The 12,503-nt window shown below is 40.0% G+C and carries 12 protein-coding genes and 1 pseudogene; 5 read left to right on the forward strand and 8 right to left on the reverse strand.

Features of this window, described 5'->3' with window-relative positions; translation table 11 throughout:
• Nucleotides 1-57: 57 nt before the first annotated feature.
• The 5 genes from epmA to C1642_RS01595 all read right to left on the reverse strand — a co-directional run bounded on the left by epmA (nt 58) and on the right by C1642_RS01595 (nt 5,991).
• Nucleotides 58-1,032, reverse strand: coding sequence for an EF-P lysine aminoacylase EpmA (gene epmA, locus C1642_RS01575; RefSeq protein ID WP_103235808.1), 975 nt, complete (start codon nt 1,030-1,032; stop codon nt 58-60).
• Nucleotides 1,029-2,096 (reverse strand): 4-phosphoerythronate dehydrogenase, encoded by a 1,068-nt coding sequence (locus tag C1642_RS01580; RefSeq protein WP_103235809.1) that lies wholly within the window; start codon nt 2,094-2,096, stop codon nt 1,029-1,031. The genes epmA and C1642_RS01580 overlap by 4 nt, the downstream gene beginning before the upstream one ends.
• Before the next feature lie 104 nt (nt 2,097-2,200).
• Nucleotides 2,201-2,593 (reverse strand): YkvA family protein, encoded by a 393-nt coding sequence (locus C1642_RS01585; RefSeq protein ID WP_000119198.1) that lies wholly within the window; start codon nt 2,591-2,593, stop codon nt 2,201-2,203.
• Nucleotides 2,594-2,712: 119 nt separating this feature from the next.
• Nucleotides 2,713-3,504, reverse strand: coding sequence for a formate dehydrogenase accessory sulfurtransferase FdhD (fdhD, locus tag C1642_RS01590; RefSeq protein ID WP_057052170.1), 792 nt, complete (start codon nt 3,502-3,504; stop codon nt 2,713-2,715).
• Nucleotides 3,505-3,582: 78 nt separating this feature from the next.
• The gene (locus tag C1642_RS01595) at nt 3,583-5,991 is read right to left on the reverse strand and encodes an FdhF/YdeP family oxidoreductase (protein ID WP_000370445.1); all 2,409 of its coding nucleotides are present in this window, start codon (nt 5,989-5,991) and stop codon (nt 3,583-3,585) included.
• A gap of 394 nt (nt 5,992-6,385) precedes the next feature.
• Between C1642_RS01595 and C1642_RS01600 the strand changes: the two genes are divergently transcribed.
• Nucleotides 6,386-7,543 carry a glycerate kinase gene (locus C1642_RS01600; RefSeq protein ID WP_103235810.1) on the forward strand — a complete coding sequence of 386 codons (1,158 nt, stop codon included), beginning with the start codon at nt 6,386-6,388 and terminating at the stop codon, nt 7,541-7,543.
• Here C1642_RS01600 and C1642_RS01605 read toward each other — a convergent pair.
• Complete coding sequence (locus C1642_RS01605) at nt 7,540-8,106, reverse strand: TetR/AcrR family transcriptional regulator (protein WP_103235811.1); 567 nt, start codon at nt 8,104-8,106, stop codon at nt 7,540-7,542. The genes C1642_RS01600 and C1642_RS01605 overlap by 4 nt on opposite strands.
• Before the next feature lie 122 nt (nt 8,107-8,228).
• Here C1642_RS01605 and C1642_RS01610 point away from each other — a divergent pair, with 122 nt between their 5' ends.
• Complete coding sequence (locus tag C1642_RS01610) at nt 8,229-9,011, forward strand: SDR family NAD(P)-dependent oxidoreductase (RefSeq protein WP_000116132.1); 783 nt, start codon at nt 8,229-8,231, stop codon at nt 9,009-9,011.
• A 37-nt stretch (nt 9,012-9,048) separates the two neighbouring features.
• On the forward strand, nt 9,049-9,654 hold the full coding sequence (locus tag C1642_RS01615; protein ID WP_103235812.1) for a nitroreductase family protein: 606 nt from the start codon (nt 9,049-9,051) through the stop codon (nt 9,652-9,654).
• 114 nt (nt 9,655-9,768) lie between these two features.
• Here the strand turns inward: C1642_RS01615 and C1642_RS01620 are convergent, their stop codons facing one another.
• Nucleotides 9,769-10,386: a TetR/AcrR family transcriptional regulator gene (locus C1642_RS01620; RefSeq protein ID WP_002055243.1), complete on the reverse strand. Its 618-nt coding sequence runs from the start codon at nt 10,384-10,386 to the stop codon at nt 9,769-9,771.
• A 108-nt stretch (nt 10,387-10,494) separates the two neighbouring features.
• Between C1642_RS01620 and C1642_RS01625 the strand changes: the two genes are divergently transcribed.
• Nucleotides 10,495-11,358 carry a metal-dependent hydrolase gene (locus tag C1642_RS01625; protein ID WP_001090410.1) on the forward strand — a complete coding sequence of 288 codons (864 nt, stop codon included), beginning with the start codon at nt 10,495-10,497 and terminating at the stop codon, nt 11,356-11,358.
• A gap of 79 nt (nt 11,359-11,437) precedes the next feature.
• Here C1642_RS01625 and C1642_RS01630 read toward each other — a convergent pair whose 3' ends face one another.
• Nucleotides 11,438-12,016, reverse strand: coding sequence for a TetR/AcrR family transcriptional regulator (locus C1642_RS01630; RefSeq protein ID WP_032060738.1), 579 nt, complete (start codon nt 12,014-12,016; stop codon nt 11,438-11,440).
• Nucleotides 12,017-12,425: 409 nt separating this feature from the next.
• Between C1642_RS01630 and C1642_RS19070 the strand changes: the two are divergent.
• Nucleotides 12,426-12,503: pseudogene (locus C1642_RS19070) on the forward strand (helix-turn-helix domain-containing protein); the annotation flags it as partial.

Below are 12,503 nucleotides of genomic sequence, written 5' to 3' on the forward strand. Positions count from 1 at the left end.
TTAAATAAGTTCTAAATAAAAAAGCCACATTATTGTGGCTTTTTTATTTCGTTGTTTTCAGGCAATTTCGGCTGGAAAAGCAATGACTTTTTCAATTTTAAGTTGATCGGTTGCAACCATGAGTAATCGATCAATTCCCAAAGCGATCCCTGAACATTCAGGCATATGAGGCAATGCTGCTAACAAGTGCTCATCTAATGGCATGATATGAAGTCCTTGTTTAGCTCGCTCTGCATTATCTGCTTCAAAGCGAGAACGTAACACGTCTGAATCGAGCAATTCATCGTAAGCATTGGCTAGCTCTAAGCCTTCGATATAAACCTCAAAACGCGCTGCAACCTCTTCCCCATCTTCATCTAATTTCACTTTTGCCAAAGATGCCATTTCTGGAGGAAAGTCAGTTAAAAAGACAGGTGCATCAAACCCTAAACTTGGTTCAACAAAATGAGAAAACAACAAATCCATATAAGCTAAACGGTCATCGCCCAAGTCGAGATTTAACCCAACACGATTTGCTGTGTCTTTAAGTTGCTTCAAAGTTGCTTGCAACGGGTTAATATCTAAACGGTCCTGAAAGGCATGCTTATAGCTCAAAATAAATGGACGAACTTCGCCAAAACGATGCTGCAAACAGGTTTGTAATAAATCAGCTGTTTCATACATTAACGCTTTTAAGTCCAGACCCGGACGGTACCATTCAAGCATGGTAAATTCACTGTTGTGTTTGCGCCCGTGCTCATCGTCTCGGAAAACCTTACAGATTTGATAAATCGGTCCGCTGCCACTTGCCAGTAGACGTTTCATGGCAAATTCAGGCGAAGTCTGTAAATACTGAGTCTGCAATTTGCCATTGATATGACGTAAAGCCTGAACCGAGGCTAAATGTACGTCAGTCACACCTGCTTGTGAAACCACGGGTGTTTCAACTTCCATGACACCACGTTCTGCAAAAAACTGACGGATTTGAGTATAAAGCTTGGCACGAGCCTTTAAAGCATCAATTGAACAAGTAGGTTGATAACTTAAACTCATGCCTGTGGTCCCCCGTGAGCTGCCCATTCACGGCGCAGCGGATAATTCTTACGTAATAAATCAAATGCTTTTTGCTCTACCTTGCCCTCTTTAACACAGGCACGGATGTTGGCATCATCTTGAGCAATATCATAAATTTGAGATATTTTTTGCTTTAGCACTGCTTTTAAATCATGTCCTGAAAAATAGTCTTCACATGCAGGCAACTGGGTTTCGAAACGCTTATTAATGTCATATCCAAATTTTTGACCAAACGCTTCATAAATCATTTGCGTACCACGCGCTTTTCCTTCCAAGCTATAACCCGCAATATGCGGTGTCGCCAAAGCCAACATATTTAAAAGCTCTTCAGATATCACTGGCTCATGCTCAAATACATCGAGCACCACTTTACGCTGGGTACGTTGAATATCTTCAATTAAAGCGGCTTCTTTTACGACCGGGCCGCGTGCACTATTAATCAAAATTGTGTCAGGTTGAAGCGCTGCAAAAGCTTTTTCGTCAAACAGATGATACGTCGCATGTTCGCCTTTTTTGGTCAGCGGCACGTGAATTGAAACTGCATTGGCTTGTTGCAACAAGGCTTGAAAGCTTACATTTTCAATTGAATCTAACTGTACAAAGGGGTCGAAGCCAATCACTTTCCAACCAAGCAACTGAGCCATATAAGCCAAGCGCTTACCGACATTGCCAAGACCCACAATGCCTAGCGTAAATTTTTCTTGTTGTTCTAAAAGGCTAGCATCTAAATGCAGTAAAGCTGTAATCACATATTCAGCAACCGCCTGTGCATTACAACCTGCGGCATTGGCCCATGTAATGCCATGCTTTTCTAAAGCTTGAATATCTAAATGATCAGTCCCGATTGTGGCACTACCCACATATTTTAGGGCGGTATTTTGAATTAAACTTTCATTTACTGCGGTGACTGAACGGACCAATAAAGCTTCAGCATCTTGTACGTCTGTATGCGTTAAGGTGCGCCCTGCTTTATGTTGAATATCGCCAAACTCTGAAAAAAAGTAATCGGTAAACGCCAAATTTTCATCTGCGACGATTTTCATGGTCTGCAACCCATAGCTTATAAAAACGTTATTATCCTTTGAGTTGTGGCAAAGTACAATGTTAAGGGTATTAAATTAGTACAGGGTTTCAAGACTCAGTTCACTTACAAACCACCGCCAAAATAAAAGTAAGCCATCACAGCAAGTGTGAGCCAAATTAAAATAATAAGTACGGCAACCAAATAGTTTTTTGGCCGCTTTTCATGTTCATCTAGCCATTCTTTAGCTTGTTGTTCAGCATCGAAAATGACTTGTTGAGGCGTAAAACGAACTGCTAACCAAATCAGTATGGGTAAAATAACCGCATCATCAATAAAGCCTAAAATAGGAATAAAGTCTGGAATTAAGTCGATTGGACTAAACGCATAAGCCACCGCCACCACAGCAATAATTTTGGGTAACCACGGCATTTGAGGATGCCTTGAGGCAAACCAAAGCATAATAATTTGTTTTTTTAGACGTTTTGCCCATTCTTTTATTGATTGTACCCAAGACATTTGGACAGACTCTGAACCTTTAGAATTTTATAATAATCTATAAAAACTAACCTTAGCTTAAAAGTGAAAGGAATATCGAATGAACCCAGCCCTAATTCCTTCACATTAAAAGATATATTTTATATTTCCGTATATAAAACAAATCCATCGCCCCTGCAAAAGCTTGCCAAAGTGAGGCCCGATTGCTTGGCTAACTGAATAGCCATACTGGTAGGCGCTGAAATTGAAGCAAGCAAGCCAATATTGAGCTGAGCACATTTTCGTATCAGTTCATAACTTGCCCGACTGGTCATCACCACAAAACCCAAACTGGTGTCGCAGTTTTCTTGCGCTAAATAACCGAGCAATTTGTCTAAGGCGTTATGGCGGCCAACATCTTCAAATAAAGCCACGATTTGACCGTCAACTACCCACGCTGCAGCATGCGCCCCACCCGTTAAAGCAGTAATTTCTTGTTGAGTTTTTAAATGGGAAATAGCACTCGGAATTTGCTCAAGCCATATTTTTGATGCATGCGTTGTAATTTTTGGCACGTCTAACTGAAACTGCTCTAAGCTTTCAATTCCACATAAACCGCACCCTGTACGACCGACCATCATACGGCGGTGTTCCTTTAAGGCAGCGAACGCTCTCGATGAAATGGTCATTTCCACCGTAATGCCTAATTCATTTTGATGCACATCAAGGGCATAGAGCTCTTTTAAGCCAGTTAAAATTCCTTCCGAAAGACTAAAACCTTTAGCAAATAAATCGACATCGGTCGGTGTCGCCATCATCACCGCATGCGAAATACCGTTATATACCAAGGCAATTGGGTACTCTTGCACAATATGATCTAAGACATTTTCAGATTCGGTTTTGTTAAACCGCTGTACTGGCAATGTTTCAACCCCATAAGCATGTGGTGTCAAAATTATTTCCTTTACTTCAAAATGGCGCTTGTTTAGAGCGCCTTTTGCTTAAATTTCATTTTAAAAAATCAGATTCACTTAAAGACTGCTAACTTTCTTATTGGCATCTTCAGGGTCAACGGCTGTTGCCAAGTTAAAATGCTCTGGCGCATTTCCGGGATGTAAAATCACAGGAACACTTTTAGAAGCCGGAATCTTGGCATATTTATCATGACTGCTTAAGGCCACCAAAGGATTGGTTTCCGGATAGTAAGCCGCTAAGCTGCCTCGTGGAATGTTGTACGGCACAATACGGAAGCTGTGCACAATGCGCTTCACACCATCCGAGAAAACACTTTCAATATCAACCCACTGATTTGCTTCAAAGCCCGCTTCATCAATATCGGCTTGGTTCATAAACAACACACGGCGCTGACCAAAAACCCCACGGTAACGGTCATCCAGACCATATAAAGTGGTGTTGTATTGGTCGTGAGATCGGGTGGTCATTAAGGTATAAACCTTACTTTCGGTATATGCGGCAGCGTACTGATTTTCTTTATCCGCATAGACTTCTTCAAGTGGCGTAATTAGAAATTGCGCTTTACCACTCTTTGTATTCCAGATGTGCTGATTAGCTGGATGTTCTAAATGGAAACCGCCGGGTTTATAAACGCGTAAATTAAAATCATGGAATTCATCAAACACATCGGCAATTGAGTCACGAATGCGGTCATAGCTTTCAATGTACCATTTCCATTTAATCTGACTCTCTGGCAGCACGGCCTCAGCCATTCTTGCCACAATATCGGGTTCAGACAAAATATTTTTAGAAATTGGAGTATTACGCCCTGCCGACAAGTGGACATTACTCATTGAGTCTTCAACTGTAATAGCTTGTGGGCCATGAAGCTGCTCATCAATTTCGGTACGGCCTAAACATGGCAAAATAAGCGCATCTTTACCACACACCAAGTGGCTACGATTTAACTTGGTTGCCACATGTACGGTTAAATTACATTTTCTAAGCGCTTCTTGTGTATAAGCGGTGTCAGGTGTTGCAACGGCAAAGTTTCCGCCCAAACCAATAAAGACTCTGATATCACCTTCGGCCATGGCTTTAATGGTTTCAACCACACCATATCCATTTTTTCTTGGTGATTTAATACCAAACACACGGTCAATATTGTCGAGAAGTTTCGGGCTTGGGAGTTCATTAATGCCCATAGTGCGGTCGCCTTGCACGTTACTGTGCCCGCGAACCGGACAAAGCCCTGCACCCGGTCTACCAATTTGACCACGCGCCAACAATAAATTTGCCAGCATATGTACGTTAGCAGTTCCGTGACGATGCTGGGTAATCCCCATACCCCAACAGAAAATTGAACGCTCTGACTCTAAAAAGAGTTTAGCCAGTTTTTCTAAATGTTCAGGTGACAGACCTGAGTGCTTATAAAGATCTGCCCACTCCGTTCTTTCGACCTCAGCAATCATTTCGTCGAAACCAACGGTATTGACTGCAATAAAGTTTCGGTCAAAAACGCTTGGTTTACCTGAGGCAAGGGCCTTTTTATCCCACTCATGTAAGTGCTTTAAAATACCCAACATCAGTGCATAGTCGCCGCCAATTTTAGGCTGGAAATAATAGCGACTAATTGGCGTACTGCCATTGGTCATCATTTCAAGCGGTGCTTGCGGGTCTTGGAAACGTTCGAGACCTCGCTCTTTAATTGGGTTAATCGCAATAATGTTACCGCCGCGTTTAGACACTTCACGCAAAGTACCTAACATACGTGGATGGTTGGTGCCCGGGTTGTGCCCAAAACTAAAAATGGCGTCGGCTAAATCAAAATCTTCTAGGGTGACTGTACCCTTTCCTAAACCAATCGAGTCGAGCAAACCAACACTTGTGGTTTCATGGCACATGTTCGAGCAATCTGGAAAGTTATTTGTACCAAAGCTTCTCACAAACAATTGATATAAAAATGCTGCTTCGTTACTGGCACGGCCAGAGGTATAAAATGCCGCTTGGTCTGGATGGTCTAGCGCATGCAAATGTTGAGCGATGAGCTTAAAGGCATCGTCCCATGAAATAGGCACATATTTATCGGTTGCAGCATCATAACGAACTGGGTCTGTTAAGCGACCTAGGTCTTCTAGAAAAAAGTCACTTTGTTCTGATAACCAACTAACGGTATGACCTGCAAAATATTCAGGAGTGACGGTTTTACTAGTCGCTTCAAAGGCAACCGCCTTTGCACCATTTTCACAGAAGTTAAATGCGTGAGCATCTTTCTTTTCTGGCCATGCACAGCCGGGACAGTCAAAACCTGTAGGCTGGTTAATGTTGAGTAAGGTAATTGAACCTTTACCTAAAATATCTTGTCGCTTTAAGTTTCGAGCAACACTGAGCAGTGCGCCCCACCCGCCAGCAGGATGAGTATATGGCTCAATTCGCGCAAAACCGTTATTTTCCTGTATGTGCTTTTGTTCTTCTGAATTATCCACTTTTTCATCCTCTTATCTTTTTTACACTCAACAGGCTCAGTGAAATCACAATTTAATTATGGTTTTATCAAAGCTACCCGCTGTTTACCGATGAGTAGAGTCCACTTTTTATATTATTGCCACTATGCTAAAAGCCGGCTCAACCGTTCTTATAATATGTGCCATATTCTTTACAATTACAATAATTCAAGCCAACCACGTTATTTGCATAAAAACATACAAAACAATGATTTAAATAGATATTAATTCTATCTTTTACAGATAAAAACATTATTGGGTTTCATTTTTAACCGACTGAAAGCTTTTTAAAATTGACACTTACACGACTTTATCTATGTTTTTTTCGCATTAAGCAGTATAAAACAATTAAAAATTTATCTGCATTAGAGCATTTATGAAGGTTGTGATCGCCCCTGATTCATTTAAAGATAGCTTATCGGCTTTAAAGGTAGCTCAAGCCATTGCCCAAGGATGGCAAGCAGTATTTCCTCATGCAGAAACGATTTTGTGCCCCATGGCAGATGGCGGTGAAGGAACCATTGAAGCTGTGTTAGAAGTCTGTGATGGTCAATGGCGTGAAAAAACTGTGGTTGGACCATTAGGTCAGCTTGTTCAGGCCAAATGGGGTTGGTTAGAAAAACAAAAAATTGCCATGATTGAAATGGCTCAAGCGAGTGGCATACAGTTAGTTCCACCGTTTGAGCGTGATGCCTGCCAAAGCACAACATTTGGCACAGGCCAGCTCATTTTGGAAGCTTTAGACGCGGGTGCAAAAGACATTATTTTAACTGTAGGCGGCAGCGCCACCAACGATGGCGGCACAGGCTTACTCAGTGCTTTGGGTGCAGTTTTACTCGATGCTAACCAAAACGTTTTACCCGCTGGCGGCCTTGCCCTTAGCCACCTATCCAAAATTGATTTAACACATTTCGACTCACGTATTCAGCACACACGGTTTTTACTGGCTGCCGATGTGACCAATCCACTTTGTGGTCCAAACGGCGCATCACATATTTTTGGCCCACAAAAAGGTGCTTCTCCTGCTCAAGTCCAGTTACTCGATGCAGCCCTTGTCCATTTTGCCGATGTCACGGCACAACTTTTAGGTTTCGACAAACGAGATGAAGCGGGTTCTGGTGCCGCTGGTGGTTTGGGTTTTGCCGCCAAAAGTTATTTAAATGCCGACTTTAAAGCTGGAGTTAAAGTTGTGGCTGAACTGAATCAGCTTGAGCATAAAATTTCTAATGCAGATTGGGTGATTACGGGTGAAGGTAAATTTGACCAACAAACCTTAAGCGGTAAAACCGTTTTTGGGGTAAGCCAAATTGCCAAAGCCCACAATGTTCCGGTCATTGTGATTGCAGGAACTTTAGGTGAAGACTACCAAGCACTTTATGAGCACGGTGTAAGCGCTGCTTTCTCACTAGCCAATGGTCCCATTACCCTAGAACACGCCTGCGAACATGCAGCAGAACTCATTTATGAGCGAACAGTCGATATAGCGAGATTAATTCAGTTTAGCCAAACCAGCTTAAATGATAAAAAAACTTAATCGGTTAATTTTAAAAGACTCTCTCTACAGCTCTCCAAGATTTCATCGCTAAGGTTTGATTGGTCTGGGCATGCACGAGACAATGCAATTGCCCCTACTGACTGAGCAAGAATATTAATAGCTTGCTTTCTCAGCTCTTCTGTTTCTAAAGAAACTTGTTTTGCGCGTTCATTCATAATGAACTCAATAAGCTGCACAATGCCCTCTTCAAACTCGACTTTTACTTCGTCGGGCTGTCTTGCGGCATCACAAGATAGCGCTGTTAAGGTACAGCCCTGATCACGGTTGTCCCGATGTGTACGAGACACATACATTTGAATAAATTGGGTTAAGTTTAAACCTTCTATTCTTTTTAAAACCTGCTCAAGACCATATTTGGCAGTAATAGTAACAAGGTCTGTTTTCGAGCTGAAATGTTTATAAAACCCACCATGAGTAAAGCCTGCGCTAGACATTAATTCGGCAATGCCCACCCCGTCGTAGCCTTTACTACGGAACAGTTGAGTCGCCTTTTCAACAATTTTATCTCGGTTTTCTTTTACCTGAGTTTTACTGACTTTCATGTTGGTGCGCTCGCTTTTATTCACCCTGTTCGTCATTATTATACATTGATTATGATTGACATCAAAACCTGCATATTTTAGATTATGATCATCATCTAAAAATTAAAGCGTGGAGACATCACATGTCAGTTCAATCAAAAGTACTTATTACAGGGGCTTCGTCAGGAATTGGTTCTGTTTATGCAGATCGATTTGCTCAACGTGGCTATCACTTAATCTTGGTGGCACGAGACACCAACCGTTTAGATAAAATTTCAAAAGATCTTCAAGAAAAATACGGCGTACAGGTGGAGTTCATTCAAGCCGATTTATCAAACGATCAAGACATTCGCAAAATTGAAGATGTACTCAAAAACGATGCTGATATTGAAATTTTGGTAAATAATGCTGGGATTGCACTGAACGGAAACTTTTTAACTCAAGATCGTAATGAGATTGAAAAACTTCTAACTTTAAATATGACTGCGGTGGTGCGGTTGTCTCATGCAATGTCGCAATCCCTTATACGCAAAGGTAAAGGCGCCATTATTAATTTAGGCTCTGTACTTGGCTTAGCGCCTGAATTTGGTTCTACCATTTATGGCGCAAGTAAATCTTTCATCCAATTTTTTAGCCAAGGTTTACATTTAGAGCTAAAAGATCATGGTGTGCACGTTCAAGCGGTATTGCCTTCTGCCACCAAAACCGAAATTTGGGAACGTTCAGGTATAGATTTAAGCCAAGTTCCACCATTAATGGATGTCAATGATTTGGTCGATGCAGCCCTGATTGGTTTTGATCGTAAAGAAACAATTACAATTCCTGTGCTGAAAGATGAAAATCAATGGAATAATTTTGAAAAATCGCGTATGACATTATTACCAAACTTCTCTTCGGCTGAAGTAGCCCAACGTTATAAAAACTAACGACTACGGCTACCCAACTCTCAAGTAGGAAAATCTTATGAATGTTATTGATGCTCTCCGCAAACGCCGTGCAGTTAAACGCTTCGACCCTGCTTTTCAACTCTCTGAAGATGACAAGAAGCAGTTATTACAAGAAGTTTTAGCAAATGCACCAAGCGCTTTTAACTTGCAGCATTGGCGTCCAGTCATTGTTGAAGATGCAGAGTTAAGACAAAAAATTCGCGCGATTGCTTGGGACCAACCACAAGTAACAGAGTCATCATTACTGATTGTGTTATGTGCCAAAGTAAATACATGGGAAATTGACGCTAAACGTGTATGGGATGGAGCTTCTCCAGAAGTTCAAGATATTATGGTTGGTGCAATCGACCAGTATTACCGTGACCGCCCACAAACCCAACGTGACGAAGTGATGCGTAGTGCGGGTATCTTTGCTCAGACCCTTATGTTACTTGCTCAAGAGCATGGTTTAGATAGCTGTCCAATGGACGGTTTTGACTTTGATGCAATGGCAAAGCTCATTAACTTACCTGAAGATCACGTGGTGTGTTTAATGATTGCGGTTGGTAAATCTGCTTCAGAACCTTATCCACGTGTGGGCAAACTCCCTTACGATGATGTCATTATTCAAAATACATTCTAAGTTGTAATTGAAATTTTAGGCTTTCATTCTATTTTTAGTTTTATGATAAATAGATGGAAGCCTTTAATTTGGCATACATTTAGGCGCTAAAAATCATAAATTGGCGAACATAAATTAAGCGACCTTATTTCTATCATCTTCTATGTATGACATCGTAATATTAATTAAGCAGTCCACTAACTCTTCAAAAGTAAAACCCATATTTTCAGACGTAAAAAAGTTCATTGTTAAAGCAATACTTGAATGAATCAAAATATAAACCATCATTTTTAAATTTTTGATTTTTAATACTTCAGGATGTTTCATGGCATATTCAATGGCCAAGACATTGATTGCTTTTACGGCTTTTACATGACTTGCCTCAGTACTATATTTAGAAGAAACACTGAGCCAATAAAAATATTTATTATTATCTTTTGCCAAAAACTCGCCGATTTTTAAAAAAATTGTTCTGATTGCTTCAGGAATCTCTAAATCTAAAATTTCAGGAATCACGCCATAAATAACTTTTGAAATTTCTGCAATAAAGTGCTGCTGCATCTCAACAAAAAGTGCTTCTTTATTTTTAAAGTACTCATAAAAACTCCCCGATCCTACGCCTGCTATCTCACACACTTTAAGTACTGTTGTATGGTCCAAGCCATTTTTCATAACAGATATAAATCCGGCACTGACTATAGAATCGAAGGTATTTATTGCTCTATTTTGTTTTGGTTTTCTTATAGTTACCATAATTTTTTATCCTTCTAATAATCCGTCTTTTTTCTGTATAAATTCATTGATAAATTTTAGTATAAATCAAAATTTGATCAATTATTTTATAAAGATGAGTTTAAAAAAATGAATACAGCTCTAAAATCGGATCAAAAAATTTTTCGTCGTAATGTTGAACTGACTTACGATCATCATAAAAGTTACTCTTTTTATTATGAGGAAAATCCTGTTGTTACTTCCTTGTTCGTTGTACTTTCAGCGATGTTTCCCGCTGGTGAAATGTTTTTTATAGAAAGCATCAGAAATGTTCGCAATCAAATTAAGGATGAAAAACTTTTAGAAGATATAAAAGCCTTTATTGCTCAAGAAGCTTTCCATAGCCGCGAACATAAAACGCTAAACAATCACCTCATCCATTCGAACTATCCTGAAGTTGTCGAAATTGAGGCTAAAACCAAAGCACGCTTGGATAAATTACGTCAACTTTCAGCAGTCGAACAAGTCGCTGCTACAGTCGTGATGGAACACTATACCGCCACACTTGCCCGTCTATTACTCACAGACTCGTTAATTAAAGCAAAAACCACGCAAGAGAGCAGAAATCTGTGGGAGTGGCATGCCCTCGAAGAACTTGAGCATAAATCGGTCGCATTTGATGTATTAAATGCGATAGGAGGAAATTCTAGCAAAAACAGAAAAGTAGCTTTAGCTAGAGTTGCAAAACTCATCACGCCTATTATTTTTAAATATTGGATAAAAATCTTAAAAAGAAAAGATATTAACTTCACTTTGAAACAGTTGAAGGATGGTATTTATTTAGGTTTTGGTGGAATCAATCGGGTCGGAATTTTGTCTAAAGCATTTGTAGATATGTTAGATGTTAGAGCAGAAAATTTTGACCCGTTAAACATGCAAACAGAACAATTAGAAGCCGAATTCCGAGAAAAACTATTTGGCCAAGCAGGCTTTCTTAGAGACTACCTCAGCTAGAAAAACCAATATATAAAAGCCCTCATCAGCGGGCTTTTATAGAAATAAGGATTTTAATTTTTATGCATTTTGATTGACCTTAACTTTCTATTTTGAATCGACTTAAATCACTTAGACCAAGAAAATAATCTAGCAATCTCTCCCTTTCATCTACCCCACCTGAGCTTAAAAGCTGAATGATTGTGCCTTCTACCATATATAAAAATAGTTTGGCATCGGTAAAAGAGGCATCAGGTTTTAGTGTTCTAAGCTGGCTATAAATTTCATTTTTTAGCCATGTTCTATAGCGCACCGCGAATTGATAAGCGCTGGGATAGCTATTTTTAATTTCAAAAACGGCTTTAAATAATAAGTAATACGGCCCTTCTATATCGGTATGTAGAAAGTAAAGCTTTTTGAGTTTATCGATGGCAGGAGTGCTTAAGTCATATTCGACCATTGCGACCACTTGTTCTTGGAGCTTTTCTTTTTGCACCATCAGGCAGATTTCAATGAGTCGTTCTTTAGAGTGAAAGTAATTATAAAAAGTCGCTTTTGTAATCTCTGATTCTCTCACTATTCTATCGACCCCAATCAGATGAAATCCACGGTGATGAAACAGATCAATTGCTTTATTTACAACGTATAAGGCACGTGTTGGGAGAACTAAATTTGGCATAGTTTTACCGTTATAAATTCTTGTTGTTTGTAAATGAGATACTTTTTTGGGAGAAAAAAAGGCACAGCAAAGCCTATAAAGACTGTGCTTGGCACATCTCAAGTTTTATTGTCGCTAAGTTTTTGGTTGTGACGATTTAAAGCCTGAAAGCGCTAATAGCCCTCAAACTGCTTTAAAGTTTATGTGGTGTCGTTATAGCTTTTGGCATTGAGAGCCAAGAAATAATGGATGTGCAAAGCCAACTCCTTTTTATTGGGAGTTCTGCCAGACATTTATAGAATTATGGTGGCAGAACGGAAGAAGGTTGACAGACTAGTATTATCTCAAACTAGCACACCCGTAGGTGTCCCTCTCCCGTTCTGAACTGCACCCCATAAGTTAGACTTTTTAAACTTATGAGGTGTGCCCTATGCCAATTCCGAAGCATTCAAAAGAGTTAAAATTAAAAGTCATTCAAGCTTATTTAGATGGAAGTAAAGGATATAAA

This window comes from Acinetobacter sp. AKBS16 (assembly GCF_002899995.1).
GTDB classification, from domain to species: domain Bacteria; phylum Pseudomonadota; class Gammaproteobacteria; order Pseudomonadales; family Moraxellaceae; genus Acinetobacter; species Acinetobacter baumannii.

Excerpts from the sequence above, each read along its gene's own strand:
- C1642_RS01585 (WP_000119198.1), bottom strand. The coding sequence starts at position 2,593 with ATGTCTTGGGTACAATCAATAAAAGAATGGGCAAAACGTCTAAAAAAA.
- C1642_RS01610 (WP_000116132.1), top strand. The coding sequence starts at position 8,229 with ATGTCAGTTCAATCAAAAGTACTTATTACAGGGGCTTCGTCAGGAATT.
- C1642_RS01605 (WP_103235811.1), bottom strand. The coding sequence starts at position 8,106 with ATGAAAGTCAGTAAAACTCAGGTAAAAGAAAACCGAGATAAAATTGTT.
- epmA (WP_103235808.1), bottom strand. The coding sequence starts at position 1,032 with ATGAGTTTAAGTTATCAACCTACTTGTTCAATTGATGCTTTAAAGGCT.
- C1642_RS01580 (WP_103235809.1), bottom strand. The coding sequence starts at position 2,096 with ATGAAAATCGTCGCAGATGAAAATTTGGCGTTTACCGATTACTTTTTT.
- C1642_RS01620 (WP_002055243.1), bottom strand. The coding sequence starts at position 10,386 with ATGGTAACTATAAGAAAACCAAAACAAAATAGAGCAATAAATACCTTC.
- C1642_RS01615 (WP_103235812.1), top strand. The coding sequence starts at position 9,049 with ATGAATGTTATTGATGCTCTCCGCAAACGCCGTGCAGTTAAACGCTTC.
- C1642_RS01600 (WP_103235810.1), top strand. The coding sequence starts at position 6,386 with ATGAAGGTTGTGATCGCCCCTGATTCATTTAAAGATAGCTTATCGGCT.
- C1642_RS01630 (WP_032060738.1), bottom strand. The coding sequence starts at position 12,016 with ATGCCAAATTTAGTTCTCCCAACACGTGCCTTATACGTTGTAAATAAA.
- C1642_RS01625 (WP_001090410.1), top strand. The coding sequence starts at position 10,495 with ATGAATACAGCTCTAAAATCGGATCAAAAAATTTTTCGTCGTAATGTT.